Genomic DNA, 24,118 nt, shown 5'->3' with positions numbered 1-24,118 from the left:
CTCCGCCGCGCCCGGCGGTGGGAGGATGCTGCCCATGGCGCCGTCCCTGCAGATCACCGCAGCGACCACGGACCCGGCCGCGCTCGCGCTGCCGGACCTGCCGTGGCAGCTGCCCCTGGAGGACTGGCCCGCCGAGACCCTCGCCGCGCTGCCCCGGGGCATCTCCCGGCACGTCGTGCGCTTCGTGCGCCTGTCGGGGCGCGTGCTCGCCGTCAAGGAGATCAGCGAGTCCCTCGCCCGCCGCGAGTACGAGCTGCTGCGCCTCCTCAAGCGCCTGGACGTCCCCTGCGTGAGCCCGGTCGCCGTCGTCTCCGGGCGCACCACCCCGGGCGGCGCGGAGATGGACCCCGCCCTGGTCACCCAGCACCTGCAGTTCTCGCTGCCGTACCGGGCGCTGTTCAGCCGCTCGCTGCAGCCCGACACCGCCCGCCGGCTCGTCGACGCCCTCGCCGTGCTGCTGGTGCGCCTGCACCTGACGGGCTTCTTCTGGGGCGACGTGTCGCTGTCGAACACCCTCTTCCGCCGCGACGCCGGCGAGTTCGCGGCGTACCTCGTCGACGCCGAGACCGGGGAGCTGCACGACCGGCTCTCGGACGGCCAGCGCGAGTACGACCTCGACGTCGCGTTCACGAACATCGCCGGCGAGCTGATGGACCTGCAGGCCGGCGAGTACCTCGACGAGGACGTCGACCCGGTGGCCGTCGCCTCCCACATCGTCGAGCGCTACTGGTCGCTGTGGACGGAGCTGACCGAGCTGGAGTCCTTCGAGCAGGGTGAGCGCTGGCGCGTGCAGGCGCGCATCCAGCGCCTGAACGACCTCGGCTTCGACGTCGGGGAGCTGGCGATCAGCACCGACGTCGGCGGCGCGATGGTGCAGATCCAGCCGAAGGTCGTCGACGCCGGGCACCACTCGCGGCGGCTGCTGCGCCTGACGGGCCTGGACGTGCAGCAGAACCAGGCGCGGCGCCTGCTCAACGACCTCGACGGCTACCGGGCCGCGACCGACCGCCAGGGCGAGGACGAGGAGATCGTCGCCCACGACTGGCTGACCAGCGTCTTCGAGCCGGTGGTGCGGGTGGTGCCGCGCGAGCTGCGGCGCAAGCTGGAGCCCGCGGAGGTCTTCCACGAGGTCCTCGAGCACCGGTGGTACCGCTCGGAGCAGCTGGGCCGCGACGTGCCGCTCTCGGAGGCGGTGCAGAGCTACGTCGATGGGGTGCTGCGCCACCGCCCCGACGAGGCGGCCGTGCTCGTGACCGGCACGGGCCAGATGACCGCGGTCTCCCCCACCGGCCCGCTGCCGGTGGTCCCGCCCGCCGAGCGCGCCCCTCAGGTGCCGGCGGTCTCCACCGACCGCCCGGCCTGAGCCTCGAGCAGGAGGGCGAACTCCGCGGCGGGCACGGGGCGGGAGAACAGGTAGCCCTGGGCGTCCCGGCAGCCGTTGCGGCGCAGCCACTCCGCCTGCTCGGACGTCTCCACGCCCTCGGCGACGACGTCCATCTCCAGGGCGCGGGCCAGGGCGAGGATCGCGGCCACCAGGGGCGCCTCGCCGTCCGCGCGCCGGATGGCCGCGACGAAGGAGCGGTCGACCTTCAGGACGTCGAGGTCGAGGCGGCCCAGGCGCGAGAGGCTGGAGAAGCCGGTGCCGAAGTCGTCGATGGCCACGCGCACCCCGAGCTCGCGCAGCTCCGCCAGGCACGCCAGCACGGTGGGCGACTCCAGGTCCAGGACGCCCTCGGTGATCTCGAGGACGAGGGCGCGCGGCGGCAGCCCGGCCTCGGCGAGGGCCTGGCGCACCCCGGCGGCGTAGCCCGGCTGCTCCAGCTCGCGGCCGGAGGCGTTGACGTTGACGACGCGGTGGGTGCCGTCCGCGCGCAGGGGCCAGGACGCCGCGAGGCGGCACGAGGTGGCGAGCACCCAGCGGCCGACGTCGAGGACGACGCCGCTCAGCTCCGCCTGGGGCAGGAACTCCGAGGGCATCACGAGGCCGCGCTCGGGGTGGCGCCAGCGCACGAGCGCCTCGGCGCCCACGACCTCGGCCCCGGCGGCGAGGTCCACGACCGGCTGCAGGTGCACCTCGAACTCGCCGCGCTCGAGGCCGGCGCGCACCGCGCGCCCGTCGGCGACGGCGCTGGCGTGCTCGTTCGTGCGGCCCCGCCCCGTGCGCTTGACCTGGTACAGCGCGGCGTCGGCGCGCGCGGTGAGCAGGGAGGCGGAGTCCCCGGCCTCCCACTCCGCGGTGCCGGCCGAGCAGGTGCGCCCCGGCGGCAGCTGGGCGCGCAGCTCGTCCACGACGCGCGCGGCCTCCGCGCCCGTGCCGCCGGACAGCAGCAGGGCGAACTCGTCGCCGCCCCAGCGGCCGAGGACGGCGCCGGGCGGCACGCACCCGGCCCACCCGCGCCCCACGGAGCGCAGCAGGCGGTCGCCGGCGCCGTGGCCCTCGGCGTCGTTGACGGACTTGAACCGGTCGAGGTCCACCAGCGCCACGGCGAGGCCGGGCCCGCCGCGCTCGGCGTGCGCGATCGCCTCCTGCAGGCGCCGCTCCAGGCCGCGGCGGTTCACGAGGCCGGTCAGCGGGTCCTGCTCGGCCGCCGCGGTCGCCCGCACGAGCCACCCGACGATGGCCGAGCACATCACGACCGTGCCGCCGCCCATGACGAGCGCGTCGGGCCCGACGAAGGACTGGGACGCCAGGGCGGCGCCGCCGAGCAGCAGGACGCCGAGCAGGTGCGCGAGCGCCAGGGGCCAGGAGAAGAAGAAGAACGCGTCCACGACGACGAGGACGTAGAGGGCGGCGTAGCCGAGCGCCGACGTCCCGCCGCCGGAGACCGTGACGCCCCAGGTGACCATGGCGGTGCCGCCGAGCACGCTGGCGTGGTCCGCCCACCGCGAGCGCCAGCCCCGGGAGAGCAGGACGGCGACGCCGATGGCGAACCCCGTGACGGCGATGAGGCGCAGCACGCCCTCGTCGCGGCCCGGGCGGCCCTCGACGAGGGTGGTCGCGCACGCCACGAGGCCGCCGACCACGTACATCAGGCCCGTGCACAGGGCGATGACGCGGGGCGTGGCCACGGCGGGAGGGGTCGTCAGCGCGGACCAGCGGCCGGTGCGCCACAGGCGCAAGGACGACGCTGCCACGGCACACCCCCGCTCCGCGCAGCCCCGGCGGCGCGCCCCGACCGGGTGCATCGGCGCCGCCCGGCGGCGCCTTGAGCGGTCACCGCCGGTCGGCCTCCGCGCGGCGGCTGGCGACCTCGTACAGGGCGACCGCGGCGGCGATGCCGGCGTTGAGGGACTCCACCGGCCCGGCCATCGGGATCGAGGCGACCAGGTCGCAGGTGCTGCGCACCAGGCGCGAGAGGCCCTTGCCCTCCGACCCGACGACGAGCACGAGCGGGCCGTCGGCGACCCGCGCGAGGTCCTCCGAGCGCAGCGCGACGTCGCCGTCGGCGTCGAGGCCGACGACCGCGCAGCCGGCGCGCTGGGCGGCCTCCAGCGCCCGGGTGAGGTTGGTCTCGCGCGCCACGGGCACGCGCGCGGCCGCGCCCGCGGACGTCTTCCACGCCGCCGCGGTCATGCCCACCGAGCGGCGCTCGGGCACGAGGACGCCGTGCCCGCCGAACGCGGCGGCGGAGCGGACGACGGCGCCGAGGTTGCGCGGGTCCGTCACGCCGTCGAGGGCGACGACGAGCGGCTCCTGGCCGGCGTCGGCCGCCCGGGCGAGCAGGTCGTCGAGGCTGGCGTGCTCGTAGGGCGGAACCTGCAGCACGAGGCCCTGGTGGATCGCGCCGTCCGTCATCCGGTCCAGGTCGCCGCGCGTGGTCTCCAGCACCGGCAGCCCGCGCGCGGACGCCGTCTTCAGGGCCTCGCGCACGCGGTCGTCGGTGTCGATGCGGGCCGCGACGTGCAGCGCCGTGGCCGGCACGTGCGCCCGCAGCGCCTCGACCACGGAGTTGCGCCCGGCCACCGCCTCCGCCGAGGAGGCGCGCCCGCCCGCGCCGCGACCGCCACCGCGTCCCCCGCCGCCGCGGCCCCCACCGCCGCCACCGCCGGAGCCACCGCGGCCGCCACCGCCACCGCCGCCGCCGCCGGAGCCGCCGGAGCGGCCGGAGCCGCTCGCCGCGCGGCGCTCCGCCGCGGCGGCGCGCCGCGCGGCGGGGTGCCCCGTGCGCTCGGTGGCCGGGGGCGTGGGGCCGCGACCCTCCAGGGACCGGCGGTTCTTGCCGCCGGTGCCGACGGTCGCGCCCTTCTTCGACCCGGGCTTGCGCACGGCGCCGCGGCGCGCGGAGTTGCCGGCCATCTCAGGACCTCCCAGCCACGTCGACGCCCCGGGCGGGGGCGAGGGTCCAGCGGGCGCCGTCGGGGGTGTCCTCGACGGCGATCCCAGCAGCGGCGAGGGCGTCGCGCACGGCGTCCGCGCTCGCGTAGTCGCGGCGCGCCCGCGCGTCGGCGCGGGCCGCCAGCTGCGCCCGCACGAGCGCGTCGAGCGCCGCCAGCGCCGCGGTGTCGCGCTCCCCGGCGCTCCAGTGCGGGTGCATCGGGTTCACCCCGAGCACGTCCGTCATGTTCCACACCGCCACCCAGGCGGCGTAGGCGGCGTCGTCGTCCCGCGCGTCGTGCGCGGCGTTGCCGGCGCGCACGGTCTCGTGCACGACGGCGAGGGCCGCCGGCACGTTGAGGTCGTCGTCCATGGCGGCGCGGAACGCGGTCGGCAGCTCCTCGGAGGCCGTCGCGCCGCGCCACCGCGCCCCGCGCTCGAGGAAGGCCTCCACGCGCCCGACGGCGGCCTCGGCCTCGGCGAGGGACTCCGGGGAGTGCTCCAGCGCCGAGCGGTAGTGGGCCGAGCCGAGGTAGTAGCGCAGCGCCAGCGGCCGGGTGCGCTCGAGCACGGTGGAGACCACCAGGGAGTTGCCGAGCGACTTGCTCATCTTCTCCCCGCCCTGCGTCACCCAGCCGTTGTGCAGCCAGTACGCGGCGAAGGGCAGGCCCGCGGCGCGCGACTGCGCCTGCTCGTTCTCGTGGTGGGGGAAGCGCAGGTCCAGGCCGCCGGCGTGGACGTCGAAGGCGTCGCCGAGGTACCGGCGCGCCATCGCCGAGCACTCCAGGTGCCAGCCGGGGCGCCCGCGCCCGAACGGCGTCGGCCAGGACGCCGACTCCGGCTCCCCGGGCTTGTGCGCCTTCCACAGCGCGAAGTCGCGCGGGTCGCGCTTGCCGCGCGGGTCGGCGTCCTCGGCGGGGGCCATGTCGTCGAGGCGCTGGTGCGTCAGCGAGCCGTACTGGGGGAAGGAGCGGACGTCGAAGTAGACGTCACCGGCCGCGGCGCCCTCGCCCGAGGAGGCGTAGGCGTGCCCGCGCTCGAGGAGGACCTGCACCAGCTCGACCATCTCCGGCACGTGCCCGGTCGCGCGCGGCTCGTACGTCGGGCGCCGCACGCCCACGGCGTCGTAGGCGGCGGTGAACGCCTGCTCGTGCGTGTACGCCCACGCCCACCAGGGCGCGCCCGCCTCCGCGGACCTCGCGAGGATCTTGTCGTCGATGTCGGTGACGTTGCGGATGAAGGTGACCGCGAGCCCGTGGCCGGTCTCCAGCCACCGGGTGAGGACGTCGAACGCGACGCCGGAGCGCAGGTGGCCGATGTGCGGCGGCGCCTGCACGGTGGCCCCGCACAGGTAGACGCCCGCCCGCCCCGGCTGCAGCGGGGTGAAGTCACGCACCGCGGCGGTGGCGGTGTCGTACAGGCGCAGCGTCACCGCCCGAGCCTACCGGCGCCGCCGGCCGCACCTCCTGCCAGCACGAGCACGGCCTCCTGCGCGTGCCGGCGCTGACAGGCAGCTGCTCCTCAGGGACGCCGGGCCGGGCGGGTGGCCAGGGCGTCGACCACCTCGTGCGCCATCCGCGCCAGCGTGACGGCGCCGACCGGGGTCAGGGGGTGCAGCGGGTCCGGCACCCGTGAGCCGGTGGGACCCCCGAGCTCGGTGTGCGCCTCGGCGCTCATCGCCACGTAGGCGTCGCCGCGGTCCCAGCCGCGCTCGTCGACGAGGTGGGCGAACAGGTCCTCGTACGCGGCGGTGATCGACGCCTGCACCGGGTCCCCCAGCCCGACGCAGACGACCTCGCGCCCGGTGTCGACCCGGGGGGCGCGCAGGTGCAGGCCCTTGACGACGTCGACGCTGACCGTCGCCGTCCCGGCGACCTCGATCGCCACGAAGGAGGACTCCCCGCGGCTCATCACCGCGTGCAGGTCCCCGATCGAGAGCAGCGCGCCCTCGACCTGCACCGGCAGGTACGCGGTGGCACCGGGGGCGACGTCGGTCAGGTCCGTGTTGCCGCCGGTGGGGTAGGACGGCATGACCGTGGACGCCTCGCTGCTCGCCGGGGCGACCCCGATGCAGCCGATCATCGGGCGCACGGGCACGGCCAGGCCCTGCGCCAGGTGGGCGCGGCCGTCGCGCAGCGGGATGCGCCGGACGAACATCTCCTCGCCCATCGGGCGCGCCAGCGCGCCGACGCCGGGCAGGTAGACCGACCAGCCCTGCTCGCCGGGGGTGATGTCGTGGACCGTCACGGCGAGGGCGTCCCCCGGCTCGGCGCCCTCGACGAAGACGGGCCCGGTGACGGGGTTCAGGGTCGCCGTCACGGCGGCCAGGTCCCGGGTCGCCTCCATCTGGGCGTAGGCCTCGTCGTCGGTCTCGACGGTGATCCGGTCGCCGGCGCCGGCGACGACGCGCAGGACCGGCGGGTGCGCTGCGGAGAAGCTCGCGGTGGCGTGCTGCTTGCCGATCAGGTGCTCAGCCACGGTCGGTCTCCACGAGGGTCGGGCGGTCGGAGGCGGCGTGCTCCGGCGCGATGACGGCGTCCCGGTTCCGGGAGCGGTAGACCAGGAGCACACCGGCGCCGACCACCAGCCACACGAGGCCGCCGAGCTGCGCCGGCAGCCCCGCGTTGAGCAGCACGTACCCGATGATGCAGAAGCCGATCACCGGGACCGCCAGGTGCAGGAACCAGTTGCGGCTGCCCGAGCGCACCAGGTGGTGGCTGACCACCGACACGTGCAGGAGCAGGAACGCGGTCAGCGCGCCGAAGTTGACGAGGGAGGAGATCAGGCCGATCTGGCCGACGAACCTGAGGCCGAGCAGGAGCGTCAGCGCACCCACCAGGAGGATCGCCCGGTCGGGGACCCGCGTGCGGGGGTTGATGTGGGACAGCCAGCGGGGCAGGCGGCCGTCGCGGCTCATGGAGAACAGCAGGCGGGACGTCGCCGACTGCGCCGCGACCGCGTTGGCGATGCCGACGGCGAGGGTGTTCATCACGAGGAAGGCGATCTGCCACCCGTGGCTGCTGATCGTCTCCACGATGCCGAAGAAGGCGTTGTTGACCTCGTCCTCGCCGAACTGCTCCACGTCGGGCACGAGGAGGGCGGCCATCCAGGTCTGGACGATGAAGAACGTCGCCACCAGCAGCAGGCCGGCGATCATGGCTCGGCCGGCGGAACGGCGTCCGCCCCGGCTCTCCTCCGCGAGCGTGGCGATGCCGTCGAAGCCGAGGAAGCTGAGGACGGCGATCGACAGCGCCGCCGCGGCGAGCCCCGGGGTGAAGTCGGCGGCGTCGAAGAGCGGGGTCGTGCTGAACACCGCCCCGTTCACCCCGCGGCTGATCGCCACCACGGCCATCACCACGAAGATCGCGACGAACAGCAGCTCCGCGGCGAGGAAGAGCCGGTTCACCACCGCGGTGAAGGAGATGCCGACGTAGTTGACGGTGGTGTTGACCGCGAGGAACACGATGATCCACACCCAGCGCGGCACGCCGGGGAAGACCCCGGCCATGGACTCCGCGGCGAAGACGTAGAGCAATGTGGGCACGAGCAGGTAGTCGAGCAGGATGGTCCAGCCGGCGAGGAAGCCGAGGTTCTGGTGCACGCCGCGGCCGACGTAGGCGTAGACCGACCCGGCGACCGGGAACGCCCGCGACATCTGCGCGTAGGCCAGCGCGGTGAAGATCATCGCGACCAGGCCGATGACGTAGACCAGCGGCACCATGCCGGAGGAGGCGTTGTAGACCACGCCGAAGATCGCCCACGGCGCGATCGGCACCATGAAGACGAGCCCGTACACGAGCAGGTCCCAGGTCGACAGGGAGCGGCGCAGCTCCTGCTTGTACCCGAGCTGGGCCAGCTCCTCGGCAGCCGAGGGGGCGCCACCGGCCGGCTCGGCGCCGGTGACCGTGCTGCGGGTGGGTCGGTCGTCCACGGCGACTCCAGGGATCGCGGGGCGGGACGTGCCCGACCGTAGACCCCGCGCCGGGGCCGTGCCCTCCCGGAGCGCGTCGGCTAGCGTCCGGCCATGGCCAGCACCGTCAAGGGCGTCATCGCCCGCAGCAAGGGCGACCCCGTCGAGGTCGCGGACGTCGTCGTCCCCGACCCCGGTCCGTTCGAGGCGGTCGTCGACGTCGCCGCGTGCGGGGTGTGCCACACCGACCTGCACTACCGCGACGGCGGCATCAGCGACGACTTCCCCTTCCTGCTGGGGCACGAGGCGGCCGGCACCGTCTCCGCCGTCGGGGAGGGCGTCACGGACGTCGCGGTCGGCGACTTCGTCGTCCTCAACTGGCGCGCGGTGTGCGGGCACTGCCGCGCGTGCCGGCGCGGGGAGCCCTGGTACTGCTTCGACACCCACAACGCGGCCCAGCCCATGACGCTGGCCGACGGCACGCCGCTCAGCCCCGCGCTGGGCATCGGCGCCTTCGCCGAGAGGACCCTCGTGCACGCGGGCCAGTGCACGAGGGTCGACCCGGCCGTGCCCGCGGCGGCGGCCGGCCTGCTCGGGTGCGGGATCATGGCCGGCTTCGGCGCCGCCGTGAACACCGGCGGCGTCACGCGGGGGGACAGCGTCGCCGTGATCGGGTGCGGCGGCGTGGGGAACGCGGCGATCGCGGGCTCGGCGCTGGCCGGCGCCACGACGATCATCGCCGTCGACGTCGACCCGCGGAAGCTGGAGCAGGCCCGCCGCTTCGGCGCCACCCACGTCGTCGACAGCCGCGAGAGCGACCCGGTCGAGGCGGTCCGCGCGCTCACCGGCGGCGTCGGCGCGGACGTCGTCGTGGACGCCGTCGGGCGCCCGGAGACCTACCGGCAGGCGTTCTACGCCCGCGACCTGGCGGGCACGGTGGTGCTCGTCGGGGTCCCGACGCCGTCCATGGAGATCACCCTGCCGCTGCTCGACGTGTTCGGCCGTGGCGGCGCGCTGAAGTCCAGCTGGTACGGCGACTGCCTGCCCAGCCGCGACTTCCCGGTGCTCGCGGAGCTCTCCCGCCAGGGCCGCTTCCCGCTGGAGGACTTCGTGTCCGAGACCGTCGGCCTCGGCGACGTCGAGGAGGCGTTCGCGAAGATGGGCCGCGGCGAGGTCCTGCGCTCGGTGGTGGTCCTGTGAGCGCGCGGAGCGCGCGAACCGTCGAGCACAGGGCGACGCTCACGGCGACGACGGAGGAGGAGCTGTGAGCGCGCGGAGCGCGCGAACCGTCGAGCACAGGGCGACGCTCACGGCGACGACGGAGGAGGAGCTGTGAGCGCGCGCATCGACTCCGGGGTCGCCTCGGGCACCTTCACGCTCGACGGCGAGACGTTCGACGTGGAGAACAACATCTGGGTGGTCGGGGACGACGAGGAGTGCATCGTGATCGACGCGCCCCACGACCTGGCGGCGATCGCCGAGGTCGTCGGCCCGCGCCGGGTGCTCGCGGTGCTGTGCACCCACGCCCACGACGACCACGTGCGGCGCGCACCCGACGCCGGGCAGCGCTTCGGGGCGCCCACCCGCCTGCACCACGACGACCTGGCGCTGTGGGCGACGGTGCACCCGGACTCCTCCCCCAACTCCCTCCTCGAGGACGGCGAGGTGATCGCCGTCGGCGGGGAGGAGCTGCACGTGCTGCACACCCCGGGCCACTCCCCCGGCTCGGTGTGCTTCTACGCGCCGGGCCTGGCCACGGTGTTCACCGGCGACACGCTGTTCGCCGGCGGGCCGGGAGCCACGGGCCGCTCCTACAGCTCCTTCCCGACGATCATCGAGTCGATCCGCGAGCGCCTGCTGGCGCTGCCGCCGGCCACGACGGTGCTGACCGGGCACGGGGGCTCGACGACCATCGGGGACGAGGCGCCGCACCTGCAGGAGTGGATCGACCGCGGCCGCTGACCCGGCGTTGCCGGAGCCCACCGGGTGGGCGAGGATCGATCAGCGTCAGAGCACGCCCGTCGCGACGGAGGACCCGATGGCCGAGTACACCCTGCCCGATCTGCCCTACGACTACGCCGCGCTCGAGCCGCACATCTCGGGCGAGATCATGCAGCTGCACCACGACAAGCACCACGCCACGTACGTCTCCGCCGCGAACAGCACCCTGGAGAAGCTGGCCGAGGCGCGGGAGAAGAACTCCTTCGACTCCATCGTCGGCCTGGAGAAGACCCTCGCCTTCAACCTCGGCGGGCACGTGAACCACTCGGTGTTCTGGCCGAACCTCTCCCCGGACGGCGGGGACAGGCCGGCCGGGGAGCTGGGTGCCGCCATCGACGAGCACTTCAGCTCCTTCGACGGGTTCCGGGCCCAGTTCACGGCCACCGCGACGACCATCCAGGGCTCGGGCTGGGCGGTGCTGGCGTGGGACAGCCTCGGCCAGCGGCTCGTGATGTTCCAGCTCTACGACCAGCAGGGCAACGTTCCCGTCGGCGTCGTCCCGGTCGTGATGCTCGACATGTGGGAGCACTCGTTCTACCTGCAGTACCGCAACGTCAAGGCGGACTACGTCTCGGCGTGGTGGAACGTCGTCAACTGGGCCGACGCGACCCAGCGCTTCGAGGCCGCGCGCGCGAAGACGGCGGGCCTGATCACCCCCACGGCCCTCTGAGGCGCCCGGCGCGCTGAGCCGCGCCCGGCCCGCACCTCTGCGCGTGATCGTGCACGTCCGGCCCGCGCGAGCCGGACGTGCACGATCACGCCGGGGTCGGAGGCGTCGGGACGACAGGGGCCGTCGCGGTCGGGACGACGAGGGCCGTCGCGATCGCGGCGATCCCCTCGCCCCGGCCGGTCAGGCCCAGCCCGTCGGTCGTCGTCGCCGAGACCGACACGGGCGCCCCGCACGCGGCGGAGAGCACCTGCTGCGCCTCCTCGCGCCGCGGGCCCAGCCGCGGCCGCTGGCCGACCACCTGCACGGCCACGTTGCCGATCTCGAACCCGGCCTCGCGCACCCGCCGCGCGGCCTCGGCGAGCAGCACCGCGCCGGCGGCCCCCGCCCAGCGCGGCTCCGCGATGCCGAAGTGGGCGCCCAGGTCCCCGATGCCGGCCGCGGAGAACAGCGCGTCGCACGCTGCGTGCGCGGCGACGTCCGCGTCGGAGTGCCCGGCCAGCCCCGGCTCGCCCGGCCACTCCAGGCCCGCCACGCGCAGCGGGCGCTGCTGGCCGGCGGGCGCGAACGGGTGGACGTCGACCCCGACGCCGGTGCGCGGCACAGCGCTCACGCGCGGCCCCTCCCCGGCTCCGGCAGCATCCGGCCGACGGCCCCGGGGAGGCTCGCCCCGGGGCCGTCGGCCGGATCGAACGCGGTGCGGGAGGTGCGTGCCGGCCTCAGCTGGCCAGGACCTCGTCGAGCAGCGCCTCGGCGCGCGACTCCTCGGTCTTCTCGGCCAGCGCCAGCTCGGAGACGAGGATCTGGCGCGCCTTGGCCAGCATCCGCTTCTCCCCGGCGGACAGGCCGCGGTCCTGGTCGCGGCGGTACAGGTCGCGCACCACCTCCGCCACCTTGATCACGTCACCGGAGGCGAGCTTCTCGAGGTTCGCCTTGTACCGGCGCGACCAGTTGGTCGGCTCCTCGGTGTACGGGGCGCGCAGCACCCCGAAGACGCGGTCGACGCCGGCCTTGTCCACGACGTCGCGGACGCCCACGAGGTCGCAGTTCTCCGCCGGCACCTCGATGGTCAGGTCGCCCTGGGCGACCTTCAGCCGGAGGTACAGCTTGTCCTCGCCACGGATGGTGCGGTTCTTGATCTCCTCGATCAGCGCTGCCCCGTGGTGGGGGTAGACGACCGTCTCACCGACCTTGAATGCCATCTGCTGGTCCCCTTTCGCGGCGGCCAGCCTACCACGGCGCGTGACGCACCCCACAGCCCCCGGCGGCCGTTTGCGCAGGTCAGGGGCGTGCGGGCGCCACCGGGGACTTGACACCAGGGCCCGCGACGTGCATCGGCGGGCGGGGGGAGCGGCCGCCGGTAGCATCCGGCCTGTGAACCGCACCCGCCGCGCCCTCGCCCGGACGAGCCTCGCCGTCGCCCCCCTGGCGCTGGTCGCCGGGTGCACCGCCACCAACCCGCAGACGACGCAGCTGCAGTACACCCCGTCGGACGGCGCGACCGCGAGCCTCGGCACGACGACGATCGCCAGCATCATGATCCTCGCCGCGGCGGAGGACGCCCCGGGGACCCTGCTGGCGCGGGTGGTCAACAGCACCTCGGAGCCGGTGTCGGTGACCTTCGCCGCGGAGGCGCCGTCCGTGCTGGAGGAGACCTTCGACGTGGCCCCCGGCAGCACCCTCGCGATCGGCCCGGAGGGCGAGGAGACGGTGACCATCGACCCCGTGGGGGCCATCCCCGGCGAGCTCGTGCCCGTGGTGATCACCGCCTCGACGGGCGAGAGCACCGAGGTGACGGTGCCGGTGCTCAGCGGCGTCCACGACGAGTACGCGACGCTGGTGCCCACGCCCACCAGCACCGCGCCCACCGCGCCCGCCCCCGGGGCCGGCGGCACCACTCCCGGCGAGACGGGCGGCGAGACGGGCGGCGCCGCCACCGAGGGCGAGGGCGACGGCACCGGCGAGGGCGGCGACGACACCCAGCAGGACCCCGGCGACATCGGCGGGCTGGCGGAGAACGAGGAGACCGCGGGCAGCGGCTCCCTCTAGCGGCTCCCCTGGCGGCCGTCTGCGAGGGCCCGCGCCTCAGCCCCGCTCCGCCGGCGGGTCGACCTTGTAGCCCAGGCCCCGCACGGTGACGAGGAAGCGCGGGTCCGAGGGGTCCTCCTCGACCTTGGCGCGCAGCCGCTTGACGTGGACGTCGAGGGTCTTGGTGTCCCCCACGTAGTCCGAGCCCCACACCCGGTCGATGAGCTGGCCGCGGGTGAGCACGCGCCCGGCGTTGCGCAGCAGCAGCTCCAGCAGCTCGAACTCCTTCAGCGGCAGCCGCACCGGCTGCCCGAGCACGGTGACGACGTGCCGCTCGACGTCCATGCGCACGGGGCCGACCTCGAGCGCGGCCGGCGCCGGGTCCTCCGGCTCCGCCCGCCGGCGCAGCACCGCGCGCACCCGGGCGAGCAGCTCGCGCGCGGAGTACGGCTTGGTCACGTAGTCGTCGGCGCCGAGCTCGAGGCCGACGACGACGTCCACCTCGCTGTCCTTGGCCGTCAGCATGATCACCGGCACGGCGCTGCGCGCGCGCAGCTGCCGGCACACCTCGGTGCCGGACAGGCCGGGCAGCATCAGGTCCAGGAGCACCAGGTCGGCGCCGCCGCGCTCGAACGCCTCCAGCGCCGAGGGCCCGTCCGGGGCGACCTCGACCTCGAAGCCCTCCCGCCGCAGCAGGTAGGACAGCGGGTCGCTGAAGGACTCCTCGTCCTCGACCACCAGGATCCGCGTCATGGGTGCGTGCTCCTCCCGTCCGGGGCGGGCGCCTCGGGCAGGCGCAGCGTGAAGGTGGAGCCCTCCCCGACCTGGCTCCACAGGGCGACGTCCCCGCCGTGGCCGGCGGCGACGTGCTTGACGATGCTCAGGCCCAGGCCCGTCCCGCCGGTCGCGCGCGAGCGCGCCGGGTCGACCCGGTAGAAGCGCTCGAAGACGCGCTCCTGCTCCTGCGGGCTGATGCCGATGCCCTGGTCGGTCACCGCCACCTCCACCGCCCCCCCGGCGCGGCGCACGCCGACGCCCACGCGCGTGCCGGCCTCGGAGTAGCGCAGGGCGTTGTCGACGAGGTTGCGCACGGCGGTGGTGAGCAGCTCGGCGTCCCCCCGCACCCGCGCCCCCGACGGCGGCCCGACCTCGACGGCGGTGCCGCGGTCCTCCGCCGTCGTGCGGCAGCGGTCGACGGCCTCCTCCACGACGGCGTCGACGTCGACGATCGCCTGCGCGCCGGGGACGGCGGCGCCCTGGGCGCGCGAGAGGTCCACGACGTCCTGCACCAGGGAGGTCAGGCGCTGGGACTCCGAGCGCAGGCGCCCGGCGAAGCGGCGCACCGCCTCGGGGTCCTCGGCGGCGTCCCCGATGGCCTCGGCGAGCAGGGCCACCGCCCCGACGGGGGTCTTGAGCTCGTGGCTGGTGTTGACGACGAAGTCCCGGCGCACCTCGTCCAGGCGCCGCGCCTCCGTCAGGTCGGTGCCGAGGACGAGGACGTGCCCGCCGTCCAGGGCGGCCGTGCGCACGGCGAGGACGACGCGGCCGCGCCCGAGCGGGCCGCGCGGCAGCTGCAGCTCCAGGCGCCGGCCCTGCCGGTCGCGCCGCGTGGCGCGAGCCGCCTCCACCAGCTCGGCGGGCGCCAGCCGCCGCTCGCGCAGCAGCCCGCTGGAGCGGGCGGCGGGCGAGGCGACGACGACCTCGTCCGCGCCGTCGAGGACGACGACCGGGCCGTCGAGGGCGGCGAGGACCTCAAGCGCGGCACCGGGCAGCTCGGGCGCGCCGTCCCCGTCCCCCGGCCCCGACGACCCCGCCGGCCCCGACGGCCCCGCTCCCGCGGCCGGAGGGGCGACGGCGCGCCGGGTCGCTGGCCGGGAGGGCCGGCGCAGGAGGAGGATGGCTGCGACGAGGGCGCCGACCGCTGCTCCGAGCAGGCCGGCGACCACCGCAGCGGTGTCCACGCCGGGCAGCGTAGGCGCGGCCACCGGGCTGCTCGGAACGCCGGTGCACCGACCGGCCGTCCGCAGGGGCCCGGTTGGCGCAGCGTTCACCTGCCCAGCAGGCGCCGTTCACCGCGGCGGGCGAGAGTGGACCGGCACACGAACAGGAGGAACCCGTGCGCGACGTCTTCCACCACGAGCTCGACCGGCTCGCCGCGCGGCTGGTCGACATGACCGACCTCGTCGGCGCCGCCATGGGCAGCGCCACGCGGGCGCTGCTCGAGGCCGACCTGCAGCTGGCCGAGGCCGTCATCGCCGCCGACGCGGAGGTGGACGACGCCCAGCGCCAGCTGGACGAGCAGGCGGTCGAGATCCTCGCGCGCCAGTCCCCCGTGGCCACCGACCTGCGCACGGTCGTGGCGAGCCTGCGGATGAGCTCGAGCCTGGAGCGCATGGGCGACCTCGCCCGCCACGTCGCGGCCCTCGCCCGGCTGCGCTACCCGCGCCACGCCGTCCCGGAGGAGCTGGTGGGCACCTTCGCGCGCATGGGCGAGATCGCGCAGGGCGTGGCGTCGACGGCGGGCGAGGTCATCCGCAGCCGCGACCTCGAGGCCGCCGCGCAGCTCGAGCGCGACGACGACGTCCTCGACGAGCTGCACCGCGCGGTCTTCGCCGCGGTCTCCGCGCCGGGCTGGACGCACAGCGGGGAGACGACGGCCGACGTGACGCTCACGAGCCGCTACTTCGAGCGCTACGGCGACCACGCGGTCTCCCTCGCCCACCGCGTCGTCTTCCTCGTCACCGGCGACTGGCGCACGCACAGCTCCGTCTGAGCGCGCGCGGCCGGACGGCGCCGCAGGCTGCACCGCGTGACTGCACCGCTCGTCGGCGGCCGGTGGCTCCTTGACACCCGACAGCGCCCGCACGAGACTGCCTCGGTCGCGATTCACCGGATGAATATCCATTCGGCCGCACTCGGGAACGGGCCCTCGCCCGCCGACGAGCGGCCCGTCCGGTGGTCAGCGGCCCCACCCCGCCGACGCAGGTGGGGCGGGCCACCGCGCAGGGCCATCAACGAGGAGGTGCTGGCGTGACCACCACCGCTGACCAGCAGAAGGTCACGGAGTTCACCATCGCGATCCCGGACGAGCAGCTGCAGGACGTGCACGAGCGGCTGCGCCGCACCCGGTTTCCCGTCGACTTCGCGAACGACGACTGGAAGTACGGCTACAACACCGACTACCACCGCGAGCTGGTCCGGTACTGGCTCGAGGACTACGACTGGCGGGACGTCGAGCGGCGCATGAACGAGCTGCCGCACTTCAAGGTCGACCTCATGGGCGTGCCGCTGCACTTCGTCCACGTGAAGGGCAAGGGCCCGAACCCGGTGCCGCTGCTGCTGCACCACGGGTGGCCGTGGACCTTCTGGGACGTGCGCAAGGTGATCGGCCCGCTGACCGACCCCGCCGCCCACGGCGGCGACCCGGCGGACTCCTTCGACGTCGTCCTGATCTCGCTGCCCGGGTACGGCTTCTCGTCCCCCCTGACGGAGCCGGGGTGGAACTGGTGGCGCACGGCCGACCTCGAGAACGCGCTCATGAAGCAGGTCCTCGGGTACGAGAGGTACGCCGTCGCCGGGGGCGACTGGGGCGCGCTCGTCACCCAGCAGCACGGCCACAAGCACGCGGACGACGTGCTCGGCATCTACACCCACTTCCCGGCCCAGATGAGCCACTACCTCGCCGAGCACCCCGACGCGCCCCCCGGGGTCGAGTACGACCCGACGCTGGGGCTGCCGGCGAGGTCGGAGTACGGCGAGGGCGAGGAGGGCTGGTTCGAGCGCGGCAAGCTCTTCGTGGAGAACGAGAGCGGGTACGGCGAGATCCAGCTGACCAAGCCCCAGACCCTCGCCGCCCTGGTGGCGGACTCCCCCGCGGGCCAGCTGGCCTGGATCACGGAGAAGCGGTACTTCTGGGGCCTGGAGGAGCGCGGGGTCGGCACCGAGGCCTTCGAGCGGGTGTGGCCCAAGGAGGACCTCGTCACCACCGCCGCCGTGTACTTCCTCACGAACACCGGCGGCACCTCCTCGCGGTACTACTGGGAGTGCCGCGGCAACCCGTGGCGGCCCTCGCACACCGGCTTCCCCGTGGTCACGGTCCCGACCGCCGTCGCGATCTACCCGGGGGAGATCTACAAGCCCCCGCTGTCGTGGACGGAGAAGTACTTCAACCTCCAGCAGTACCGGGTGCACGACGACGGCGGCCACTTCGCGCCCCTGGAGGTGCCGGACACCTACACCACCGACGTCCGGGACTTCTTCCGCCGGTTCCGCTGACCGCCCGGCGCTCCCCGAGCGCGACGGTGCCCCGCTGCGCGGCCGCGCAGCGGGGCACCGTCGTGACCGGGGCCGGTGGCCGAGGGGGCTACTTCACCACCCGGGTGCGCGAGCGGCCCATCGTCAGGGCGACGGCCACGATGATCACCGCGCCGTAGACGAGGCTCTGCGCCTGCGGCGTGACGCCCACCGCGGCGGCCCCGATGGGCACGAGCGCCACGGTGAGCGCGCCGAAGACGACGTTGATCGGGTTCGTGACGCCGCCGGTGATGGCGGTGCCGCCCACGATGGCGGCCGCGATGCCCGGCAGCAGCAGGTCGCTGCCGAGCCCGAAGGACGACGCGGCCCCCGCCTGCGCGATGATCATGATGCCCGCCACGCCCGCGAGGAGGCCCGAGAGGGCGAAGGCGGTGACCTTGAGCAGGCGGGTGCGCAGCCCGGAGAAGAGGGCGCCCGTCTCGTTGTGGCCCACCGCCGTCATGCCCTGGCCGAGGGCGGTGAAGCGCAGGAGCGCCCAGAGCAGGACGGCGAGCACCACCGCGACCCAGAACGCCGCGGGCAGCCCCGCGAAGGTCTGGAAGAACAGCCACCCCACGACCTGCTGGTTGGCGGAGGCGTAGACGGTGGTCGCTCCGCTGAGCACCAGCGACGCGGCCTGCAGGATGCCGAGCGCGCCCAGGGTGAGGGCGAAGGACGGCACCTGCGCGTGGGCCACGAGCAGCCCGTTGACGGCGCCGACCACGCCCAGGACCGCGATGCACAGCAGCGGCGCGAGGACGCCCAGCGGCCCCAGCGTCAGCGCCAGGACGATCGCCGAGAGGATCGCCATGGCGGCCACCGACAGGTCGATCGACCCCACGTGCAGGACGACGGCCTGGGCGAGGGCGACGAGCAGGATGGTCGTGGACTGCACCGCCAGGATGCTCAGGCCGCCACCGCCGAGGAACCGGGGGTTGAGCACGGCGACGACGGCGAACAGCACCACGAACACCGCGAACGGGCCGACCGCCTGCCACGCGCCGCGGGCGCCGAGGCGGCGCCGCGCGGGCGCCTCGGGAGGGTCGGCCACCACCTGGGGTGCGGCCTCCTGCAGGGTCTTCTCCGCCATGGCGCTCACACCATCTTCTCGAGCAGGTCCAGGGACGTCGGACGCTCGACCGACAGGTCGAACCGCGCCGTCACCTCGCCGTCGCGCATGACGAGGATCTCGTCGCTCATCTCGAGGGCCTCCTCGAGGGTGTCGGGCAGGAGGACCACCGCGGCCCCCCGCTCGCACGCGGCCCGGATGCGGGCGTTGACCGTCCGGGCGGCCCCGGGGTCCAGGCCGCGCAGCGGGTGGTCCAGGACGAGCACCTTCAGGTCGTCGGCCATCAGCCACTTGGCCAGCACGACCTTCTGCTGGTTGCCGCCGGAGAAGCGCTCCAGCTCCAGCCGGGGGTCGCGGGGGCGGACGTCGAGCTCCTCGAACCACTGCGCCGCGAGGCCGGTGCGCGTGCGCCGCTTGAGGAACGGGCCGACGCGGCTCCTGCCGGGGTGCGCGAGCGTGAGGTTCTCGGCAGCCGTGAGGCCGCCCACCATGCCCTCCACCTTGCGCTCGGAGGGCACGTAGGCGATCCCGCTGCGCACGGACTCGCCGATGCTCCAGGAGCGCACCTGCCGACCGTCGACCTCGAGGACCCCGCTGGAGAAGGGCTCGGCGCCGAAGACCGCGCGGCAGACCGCCTCCCGCCCGGAGTTGTTCGTGCCCATGATGGTCACGGTCCGCCCGGGGCTGACCGCGAAGGAGACGTCCTTGAAGGCGCCCCTGCGGGTCAGGCCCTCCACGCGCAGCACCGGGGCGGCCGAGGCGGCCCTGCGGTCCGCCGGCCGGGCGGCCGCCTGGGACTCCTGCCCGATCATGAGCTTGAAGAGCTCGTCCTCGGTGACCGCGTCCGTCCTGCGGTCGCCGACGACCTCGCCGTGCCGCATCACGACCACGCGGTCGCAGATGCGCAGCACCTCGTCGAGGCGGTGGGAGACGAAGATCACCGAGCCGATGTCCTTGAGGGCCCTGATCTCCCGCTCGAGGACGGCGCTCTCGGTGCGCTCCAGCACGGAGGTGGGCTCGTCGAGGATGACGACCGGGGCCGTGTGCGTGACCTCGTCGACCCTCAGCGCCCGGGCGATCTCCACCATCTGGCGGTCGACGAAGGACAGGTCGCTCACCGTCGTGCGGGGGTCGACGCCGACCCCGACGCGCTCCAGCACCTCGGCCGCCTCGCGGTTCAGCCGCCCCCAGCGGTAGACCCCGAACCTCGTCGCCCCGCCCCTGTCGCCCACCACGTTCATCGCGATGTTCTCCGCGACGGAGAGGTTGGTCAGCAGGGACTGCTCCTGGTGCACGATCCCGATCCCGGCGGCCACCGAGTCCTGGGGACGGCGCAGGCGCACGGGCTGGCCGTGCACCTCGATCGTGCCGGCGTCCGGCTCGTGGACGCCGGACAGGATCTTCAGCAGGGTGGACTTGCCGGCGCCGTTCTCGCCGATGAGCCCGAGCACCTCGTTGCGGGGGACCTCCAGCGAGATGCCCTTCAGGGCGTGCACCGGCCCGAAGCTCTTGGTGATCCCGCTGAGCCTCAGGGCCGGGGGGACCGCTGTCACGGGCGCACCCGCCCCGCCGTCGCGGGTGCGGGCGACGGGGTCGACGCGGTCGTCCACGGGGTTGGCGGGGTTGTTGACGGTCATCACTTCACCACCCTCAGGCGGCTCCGGTGGGGCCACGCGGCCGCCACGATCGCCAGGACCAGCACCGCTCCGGAGACGCCGGACTGGATGCTCGCGCTGACCCCCGAGAGGATCAGGCCGTTGTTGAGGACCACCAGCAGGAGGACCCCCAGCGCCGTGCGCAGGACGCCGCCCCGCCCGCCCCCGAGGGACGTGCCGCCGATGACGACGGCGGCGATGGTCAGGAAGAGGGTCCCGATGCCCACGGTCGCCGACCCGGCCCCGAGCGTGACGCTCGCCAGGACGCCGCCCAGGGCGCTGCACACCCCGGCCGCGGTGAAGACGAGGACCTTGTACCTGAGCACCGGCACGCCGTTGTCCCGGGCGACCTGCTCGTTGTCGCCGATGGCGTAGGCGCTGCGGCCCAGCCGGGTGTACCGCGCCACCGCGGCGCCCAGCAGGACGACGAGCGCGGCGAGCCAGAAGGAGTGCGGCAGGCCCAGCAGCGTGCGGGTCGGCCACGCGACGAGCGCCTCGTCGGCGAGGAAGGGGATCGAGGCCCGACCGAACAGCAGCGTCGCGATCCCCAGCCCGACGTACCACATGCCGAGCGTGGCGATGAAGGACGGGACCCTCAGCCTCGTCAGGACCAGCCCGGACAGCAGGCCCAGCACCGCCCCCACCGCGAGCGCGGCGACGAAGGCCCACGGGCCGAGGTCGGCGGTGCCCCGGCTGTTCGCCGACAGGAGGACGAAGGTCATCCCCGCCGCTCCCATGACCCCTTCGACCGAGAGGTCGATGGAGCCCATGAGGATGACGAGCGTGGCCCCCACGCCGACGACGAGCGGCAGGGCCGCCTGGTCGAGGATCGTCCGCAGGTTCGCCAGCGTCGCGAAGGAGCCGGGGTTCAGGACCCAGAACACCGCGACGAGCAGCACGAGGGCGCCGACCTCGCCCAGGCTCCGCAGCCTCCCCGGGCGGCGCCCGCGCTCCTGCAGCGCCGGCGCGCCGGCGCGCGTCGCGCCCTGCACCCTCGTCTGCGTGTCCACCATGGCTCGCTCCCGGGGTCGCTCGTGGGGTGCCGCGGTCACTGGGGCAGCTCGACGGGGCCGCCACCGACCAGCGGGACGGGCTCGGTGTCGAAGGGGCCGTTCTCGATCAGGGTGTCGATCCAGCCGGGGACGTCCTGGTCGTAGGTGAGGAACTCGGTGTAGTTCTGCGGGGTGACGCACTGGATCTCGAACAGGCCGTTGCGCTGCTCGTCGGTCATCTCCGAGACCTGCATCTCCCCGGTCGCCGCGAGGTAGGCGGTGTACAGGCCGATCGGGGCGGCCATGTAGCCGCGGTGGAAGGTCTCGCCCACGATGTGGTCGCCACCGTTCTGCATGATGTCGACGACCGGCGGGTACAGGCCCTCGCCGACGAAGTCCACCTCCTCGGTCATGCCGGCCTTGTTGAACGCCTCCAGCGCGCCGAGCAGCATCGCGTCGTCGGCCGTCCACACCCCGTCGATCGCGTCCCCGTGCTTGGCGATGAGGCTCTGGGCCTCCTTCAGGGCGATCGCCTGGTCCCAGTTGGCCGGGCGCTCCTCGAGGATCGTGATGCCCGGGTACTCCTTCAGGGCGTCCTTCATGCCGGCGACGCGCTGCTGGCTCACGGTGCTGTCGAGGACGCCGGGGAAGGCGACGATGCTGCCCTGGCCGCCCAGGGACTCCGCGAGCAGCTTCCCGTTGCACCGGCCGGCGTCCACGCCGGAGTGCATCTGGAAGGCCACGAAGTGGTCGCCGACCTCCTTGGGCTCGAAGTCGTCCGGCTTGTTCCACCAGATGACGACGCAGCCGCCGGCCTGCCCGACCGCGTTGACGATCGGCACGGCGTCCGAGCTGGCGACCGTGTTGACGATCATGGCGACCTTCTTGCCCTCGGCGAGGATCGCCTGGATCTGGGAGATCTCCGTCTGGGAGCTGTTCTGGGAGTCCACGATCCGCAGCTCGGAGCCGAGCTCCTCGGCCAGCGCCTCGGCGCCCTGGATCATCGACGCCATGTAGGGGTTCGTGGTGTTGATGACGGAGAGCACCAGCAGGACGTCCTCGGGGGGCGTCGGCTCGTTGCACCCGGCACCGCCACCGGCACCCACGGCCGCGGTGCCGCTCCCGGTGCCGCCGGTGGTGCCGCACCCCGCGAGCAGGGCACCGGTCGCGGTCAGCGCCGTCAGGCCCAGGGCCGCGCGGCGGAAGCTCTTCCTGGGGGACATGGTGACTCCTTCGTCATCGCTCGTCCGCTGCCGTGGCGTTCGGGTGAATATTTAGTTAATAGTCGCATCGGCATTACGGGCAGTCTGCTCCGGGCGCCGGAGGGGTGTCAAGGGGTCCGGTGGCGGGCGAGGACGTCGCTGGCCAGGGCCGGCCAGGCCGTCGCCGCCCACGGCCCGAACGGGGTGTCGCCGACGCAGGCGCAGGCGACGTCCGCCTCGGGGTCCACCCAGCAGAAGGAGCCGCTCTGGCCGAAGTGCCCGAAGGTCGCCGCGGACCCCTCCGGGGCCGTCCAGTGGGGCGACTTGGCGCCCCTGACCTCGGGGCCCAGCCCCCAGTCGTTCGGGTCCTGGCGGCCGAAGCCCGGCAGCACGCCGGACAGGCCCGGGAACGCCGTGCGGCGGGCGAGCTGCACGACGCCGCCGGGCAGGACGGCGGGGCGCAGGAGCTCTCGGGCCAGCAGCGCCACGTCGCCGACCGGACCGCGCGCCCCGTGCGCCGGCGAGCCCGCCAGCACGGTGGCGACCATGCCGAGCGGACCGAGGACGCGCTCGCGCAGCAGGGCCTCGAAGGGGGCGCGCAGGCGCCGCTCCACGTGGCCGGCCGCCAGCTCGATCCCGCGGTTGGAGTAGACGCGGCGACGGCCCGGCGGGGCCAGCACGCGGTCGGAGTCCAGCGAGAGCCCGGAGGCGTGCGCCAGCAGGTGCCGGACCGTGGACCCCGCGGGCCCGGCCGGCTCGTCGAGGTCGAGGCGGCCGTCCTCGGCCGCGGTGAGCACGACCAGGGCCGTGAGCAGCTTCGTCACCGACGCCCAGGGCCGGGCGTCGTCGGGTCCGCACCGCTCGAGCACGCCCCCGGGGCCGACGACGGCGACCGACGCCGACCCCACCGGCCAGCGCGCCACGTGCTCGGCGAGGGTCATCCCGGCTCCGGCCACGACGCGTCCCAGCGCGCGTCCAGCGGCACGCGCAGCACGGCGGCGCCCGCGGGGTCGAGGAGGTGCGGAGGACCCGGGGGGTGCGGGAGCGCCAGCGGCAGCAGGCGCCCCAGGTGCTCCAGGAGCACCGCGCGCACCTCCTCGACCGACGCGCCCGGCACCTCGTCCGCCACGCAGCCGACCGTGCGGGGGTCCCAGTCCAGGCCGATCAGCGGGTACGCCTCGCTCAGGACGGCCCGCACCGGCTCGGCGTCCTCCACCAGCACCACGGCGCTGAGGTAGCAGGCGCGGCGCGTGAGGCGCTGCGCGGTGCCGACGATTTTGGTCGCGCCGCGCGCGTTGACGCTGAACTCCCCCGGGCAGTACTCGCCGGGCACGGCGCCGACCCGGGCGTCGACCCCGAGGGCGCGCAGCGCCGCGGCGAGGCACGCGCCGAGGGCGGCGAAGCGGGGCCGGACGTCCGCGCGCGGGTCCGGGTGCCGTGCCACGACGTCGAGCACGAGGGCGCCGCCGTGGTAGGCCGCCAGGCGCCCTCCGGCCGGTCGCACGACGGGGGCGAAGCCGCGGGCGGACGCCGCCGCCTGCGCCTGCCCGAACCCGCCGGCGAGGGCGTCGCGCCGGCTGAACGCCGCGGTCGGCGCCGGCCGGTGCACCTCCAGGTGGCCCCAGCCCGCCCCCGGCTCGCCGAGGGCGGCGAGGTCGGCCAGGACGGCGTCCACGCGCCGCTGGGACGGCGGGGCGCCCGGGAGGGCGAGCCGGGGACCCGGCAGCCGCGCCGCCGTCACGGCACCGGTTACGGCAGCGGTCACGCCGGCGGTCACGGCAGCGGTCACGGCAGCGCGGCGGAGCCGGCCCGGGCGGCGACGGCGTGCTGGTAGAGCCGCCCAGCGCGGTAGGAGGAGCGCACCAGCGGCCCCGATAGGACGCCGAGGAACCCGATCCGCTCCGCCTCCGCGGCCAGCGCCACGAACTCCTCCGGGCGCACCCACCGCGCCACCGGGTGGTGGCGCACGCTGGGGCGCAGGTACTG

General features: G+C 74.9%; 22 protein-coding genes and 1 pseudogene. 7 read left to right on the top strand and 16 right to left on the bottom strand.

Features of this window, described 5'->3' with window-relative positions:
* Window positions 1–34 precede the first annotated feature (34 nt).
* On the top strand, window positions 35–1,363 hold the full coding sequence (locus BLS82_RS10510) for a DUF4032 domain-containing protein (protein ID WP_092865414.1): 1,329 nt from the start codon (window positions 35–37) through the stop codon (window positions 1,361–1,363).
* Here the strand turns inward: BLS82_RS10510 and BLS82_RS10505 are convergent.
* The 5 genes from BLS82_RS10505 to BLS82_RS10485 form a co-directional block, all read right to left on the bottom strand.
* A complete protein-coding gene (locus BLS82_RS10505; protein ID WP_176819046.1) occupies window positions 1,327–3,135 on the bottom strand; it encodes a putative bifunctional diguanylate cyclase/phosphodiesterase in 1,809 nt (602 codons plus the stop codon). The genes BLS82_RS10510 and BLS82_RS10505 overlap by 37 nt on opposite strands.
* Before the next feature lie 79 nt (window positions 3,136–3,214).
* On the bottom strand, window positions 3,215–4,297 hold the full coding sequence (rlmB, locus tag BLS82_RS10500) for a 23S rRNA (guanosine(2251)-2'-O)-methyltransferase RlmB (protein ID WP_092865408.1): 1,083 nt from the start codon (window positions 4,295–4,297) through the stop codon (window positions 3,215–3,217).
* A gap of 1 nt (window position 4,298) precedes the next feature.
* A complete protein-coding gene (gene cysS, locus BLS82_RS10495) occupies window positions 4,299–5,747 on the bottom strand; it encodes a cysteine--tRNA ligase (RefSeq protein ID WP_092865405.1) in 1,449 nt (482 codons plus the stop codon).
* Between the two features lie 89 nt (window positions 5,748–5,836).
* Window positions 5,837–6,793: an acetamidase/formamidase family protein gene (locus BLS82_RS10490; protein ID WP_092865402.1), complete on the bottom strand. Its 957-nt coding sequence runs from the start codon at window positions 6,791–6,793 to the stop codon at window positions 5,837–5,839.
* On the bottom strand, window positions 6,786–8,246 hold the full coding sequence (locus BLS82_RS10485) for an APC family permease (protein WP_092865399.1): 1,461 nt from the start codon (window positions 8,244–8,246) through the stop codon (window positions 6,786–6,788). Before BLS82_RS10485 ends, BLS82_RS10490 begins: the two co-directional genes overlap by 8 nt.
* Before the next feature lie 93 nt (window positions 8,247–8,339).
* Here BLS82_RS10485 and BLS82_RS10480 point away from each other — a divergent pair, with 93 nt between their 5' ends.
* The 3 genes from BLS82_RS10480 to BLS82_RS10470 all read left to right on the top strand — a co-directional run bounded on the left by BLS82_RS10480 (window position 8,340) and on the right by BLS82_RS10470 (window position 10,896).
* Entirely contained in the window at window positions 8,340–9,425 is a 1,086-nt protein-coding gene (locus BLS82_RS10480; RefSeq protein ID WP_092865396.1) for an S-(hydroxymethyl)mycothiol dehydrogenase, read from the top strand.
* Between the two features lie 132 nt (window positions 9,426–9,557).
* Window positions 9,558–10,187 carry an MBL fold metallo-hydrolase gene (locus BLS82_RS10475; protein WP_092865393.1) on the top strand — a complete coding sequence of 210 codons (630 nt, stop codon included), beginning with the start codon at window positions 9,558–9,560 and terminating at the stop codon, window positions 10,185–10,187.
* 76 nt (window positions 10,188–10,263) lie between these two features.
* On the top strand, window positions 10,264–10,896 hold the full coding sequence (locus BLS82_RS10470; RefSeq protein ID WP_092865390.1) for a superoxide dismutase: 633 nt from the start codon (window positions 10,264–10,266) through the stop codon (window positions 10,894–10,896).
* Between the two features lie 85 nt (window positions 10,897–10,981).
* Here the strand turns inward: BLS82_RS10470 and ispF are convergent, their stop codons facing one another.
* Together ispF and BLS82_RS10460 are read right to left on the bottom strand one after the other, a co-directional pair.
* The gene (gene ispF, locus BLS82_RS10465; RefSeq protein WP_092865387.1) at window positions 10,982–11,506 is read right to left on the bottom strand and encodes a 2-C-methyl-D-erythritol 2,4-cyclodiphosphate synthase; all 525 of its coding nucleotides are present in this window, start codon (window positions 11,504–11,506) and stop codon (window positions 10,982–10,984) included.
* Between the two features lie 106 nt (window positions 11,507–11,612).
* Window positions 11,613–12,095, bottom strand: coding sequence for a CarD family transcriptional regulator (locus tag BLS82_RS10460; RefSeq protein WP_092865384.1), 483 nt, complete (start codon window positions 12,093–12,095; stop codon window positions 11,613–11,615).
* 172 nt (window positions 12,096–12,267) lie between these two features.
* Between BLS82_RS10460 and BLS82_RS10455 the strand changes: the two genes are divergently transcribed.
* A complete protein-coding gene (locus tag BLS82_RS10455; protein ID WP_092865381.1) occupies window positions 12,268–12,942 on the top strand; it encodes a hypothetical protein in 675 nt (224 codons plus the stop codon).
* 36 nt (window positions 12,943–12,978) lie between these two features.
* Here BLS82_RS10455 and BLS82_RS10450 read toward each other — a convergent pair whose 3' ends face one another.
* Together BLS82_RS10450 and BLS82_RS10445 are read right to left on the bottom strand one after the other, a co-directional pair.
* Window positions 12,979–13,674: a response regulator transcription factor gene (locus BLS82_RS10450; RefSeq protein ID WP_092865378.1), complete on the bottom strand. Its 696-nt coding sequence runs from the start codon at window positions 13,672–13,674 to the stop codon at window positions 12,979–12,981.
* Window positions 13,671–14,882 carry a sensor histidine kinase gene (locus BLS82_RS10445; protein ID WP_218123831.1) on the bottom strand — a complete coding sequence of 404 codons (1,212 nt, stop codon included), beginning with the start codon at window positions 14,880–14,882 and terminating at the stop codon, window positions 13,671–13,673. Before BLS82_RS10445 ends, BLS82_RS10450 begins: the two co-directional genes overlap by 4 nt.
* A 155-nt stretch (window positions 14,883–15,037) precedes the next feature.
* Here BLS82_RS10445 and phoU point away from each other — a divergent pair, with 155 nt between their 5' ends.
* On the top strand, window positions 15,038–15,694 hold the full coding sequence (phoU, locus tag BLS82_RS10440; protein WP_092865375.1) for a phosphate signaling complex protein PhoU: 657 nt from the start codon (window positions 15,038–15,040) through the stop codon (window positions 15,692–15,694).
* Between the two features lie 257 nt (window positions 15,695–15,951).
* Complete coding sequence (locus BLS82_RS10435; RefSeq protein WP_218123830.1) at window positions 15,952–17,196, top strand: epoxide hydrolase family protein; 1,245 nt, start codon at window positions 15,952–15,954, stop codon at window positions 17,194–17,196.
* Between the two features lie 88 nt (window positions 17,197–17,284).
* Here the strand turns inward: BLS82_RS10435 and BLS82_RS10430 are convergent, their stop codons facing one another.
* From BLS82_RS10430 to BLS82_RS10400, 7 genes and pseudogenes are all read right to left on the bottom strand, one after another.
* Window positions 17,285–18,304, bottom strand: a complete 1,020-nt coding sequence (locus BLS82_RS10430; protein WP_255378341.1) for an ABC transporter permease — start codon at window positions 18,302–18,304, stop codon at window positions 17,285–17,287.
* A gap of 5 nt (window positions 18,305–18,309) precedes the next feature.
* On the bottom strand, window positions 18,310–19,920 hold the full coding sequence (locus BLS82_RS10425; protein ID WP_092866872.1) for a sugar ABC transporter ATP-binding protein: 1,611 nt from the start codon (window positions 19,918–19,920) through the stop codon (window positions 18,310–18,312).
* Window positions 19,920–20,951 (bottom strand): ABC transporter permease, encoded by a 1,032-nt coding sequence (locus tag BLS82_RS10420; protein WP_092865368.1) that lies wholly within the window; start codon window positions 20,949–20,951, stop codon window positions 19,920–19,922. Before BLS82_RS10420 ends, BLS82_RS10425 begins: the two co-directional genes overlap by 1 nt.
* 35 nt (window positions 20,952–20,986) lie before the next feature.
* Window positions 20,987–22,153 (bottom strand): sugar ABC transporter substrate-binding protein, encoded by a 1,167-nt coding sequence (locus BLS82_RS10415; RefSeq protein ID WP_092865365.1) that lies wholly within the window; start codon window positions 22,151–22,153, stop codon window positions 20,987–20,989.
* Window positions 22,154–22,260: 107 nt separating this feature from the next.
* Window positions 22,261–23,088 (bottom strand): serine hydrolase domain-containing protein, encoded by an 828-nt coding sequence (locus BLS82_RS10410; protein WP_218123829.1) that lies wholly within the window; start codon window positions 23,086–23,088, stop codon window positions 22,261–22,263.
* The gene (locus BLS82_RS10405; protein WP_143028813.1) at window positions 23,070–23,897 is read right to left on the bottom strand and encodes a lipoyl protein ligase domain-containing protein; all 828 of its coding nucleotides are present in this window, start codon (window positions 23,895–23,897) and stop codon (window positions 23,070–23,072) included. Before BLS82_RS10405 ends, BLS82_RS10410 begins: the two co-directional genes overlap by 19 nt.
* A 20-nt stretch (window positions 23,898–23,917) precedes the next feature.
* Window positions 23,918–24,118 (bottom strand): annotated as a pseudogene (locus BLS82_RS10400) (lipoyl synthase); the annotation flags it as partial.

Origin of the sequence: Quadrisphaera sp. DSM 44207, from assembly GCF_900101335.1 — a bacterium.
Lineage (GTDB): Bacteria > Actinomycetota > Actinomycetes > Actinomycetales > Quadrisphaeraceae > DSM-44207.
The sequence above is the reverse complement of the archived record's forward strand: the minus strand, read 5'-3'. Positions and strand labels throughout refer to the sequence as shown.

Bases quoted from the DNA above. Each gene is read 5' to 3' on its own strand.
- BLS82_RS10510 (WP_092865414.1), top strand. From the start codon at position 35: ATGGCGCCGTCCCTGCAGATCACCGCAGCGACCACGGACCCGGCCGCG.
- rlmB (WP_092865408.1), bottom strand. From the start codon at position 4,297: ATGGCCGGCAACTCCGCGCGCCGCGGCGCCGTGCGCAAGCCCGGGTCG.
- BLS82_RS10480 (WP_092865396.1), top strand. From the start codon at position 8,340: ATGGCCAGCACCGTCAAGGGCGTCATCGCCCGCAGCAAGGGCGACCCC.
- BLS82_RS10470 (WP_092865390.1), top strand. From the start codon at position 10,264: ATGGCCGAGTACACCCTGCCCGATCTGCCCTACGACTACGCCGCGCTC.
- BLS82_RS10460 (WP_092865384.1), bottom strand. From the start codon at position 12,095: ATGGCATTCAAGGTCGGTGAGACGGTCGTCTACCCCCACCACGGGGCA.
- BLS82_RS10450 (WP_092865378.1), bottom strand. From the start codon at position 13,674: ATGACGCGGATCCTGGTGGTCGAGGACGAGGAGTCCTTCAGCGACCCG.
- BLS82_RS10430 (WP_255378341.1), bottom strand. From the start codon at position 18,304: ATGGCGGAGAAGACCCTGCAGGAGGCCGCACCCCAGGTGGTGGCCGAC.
- BLS82_RS10425 (WP_092866872.1), bottom strand. From the start codon at position 19,920: ATGACCGTCAACAACCCCGCCAACCCCGTGGACGACCGCGTCGACCCC.
- BLS82_RS10420 (WP_092865368.1), bottom strand. From the start codon at position 20,951: ATGGTGGACACGCAGACGAGGGTGCAGGGCGCGACGCGCGCCGGCGCG.
- BLS82_RS10415 (WP_092865365.1), bottom strand. From the start codon at position 22,153: ATGTCCCCCAGGAAGAGCTTCCGCCGCGCGGCCCTGGGCCTGACGGCG.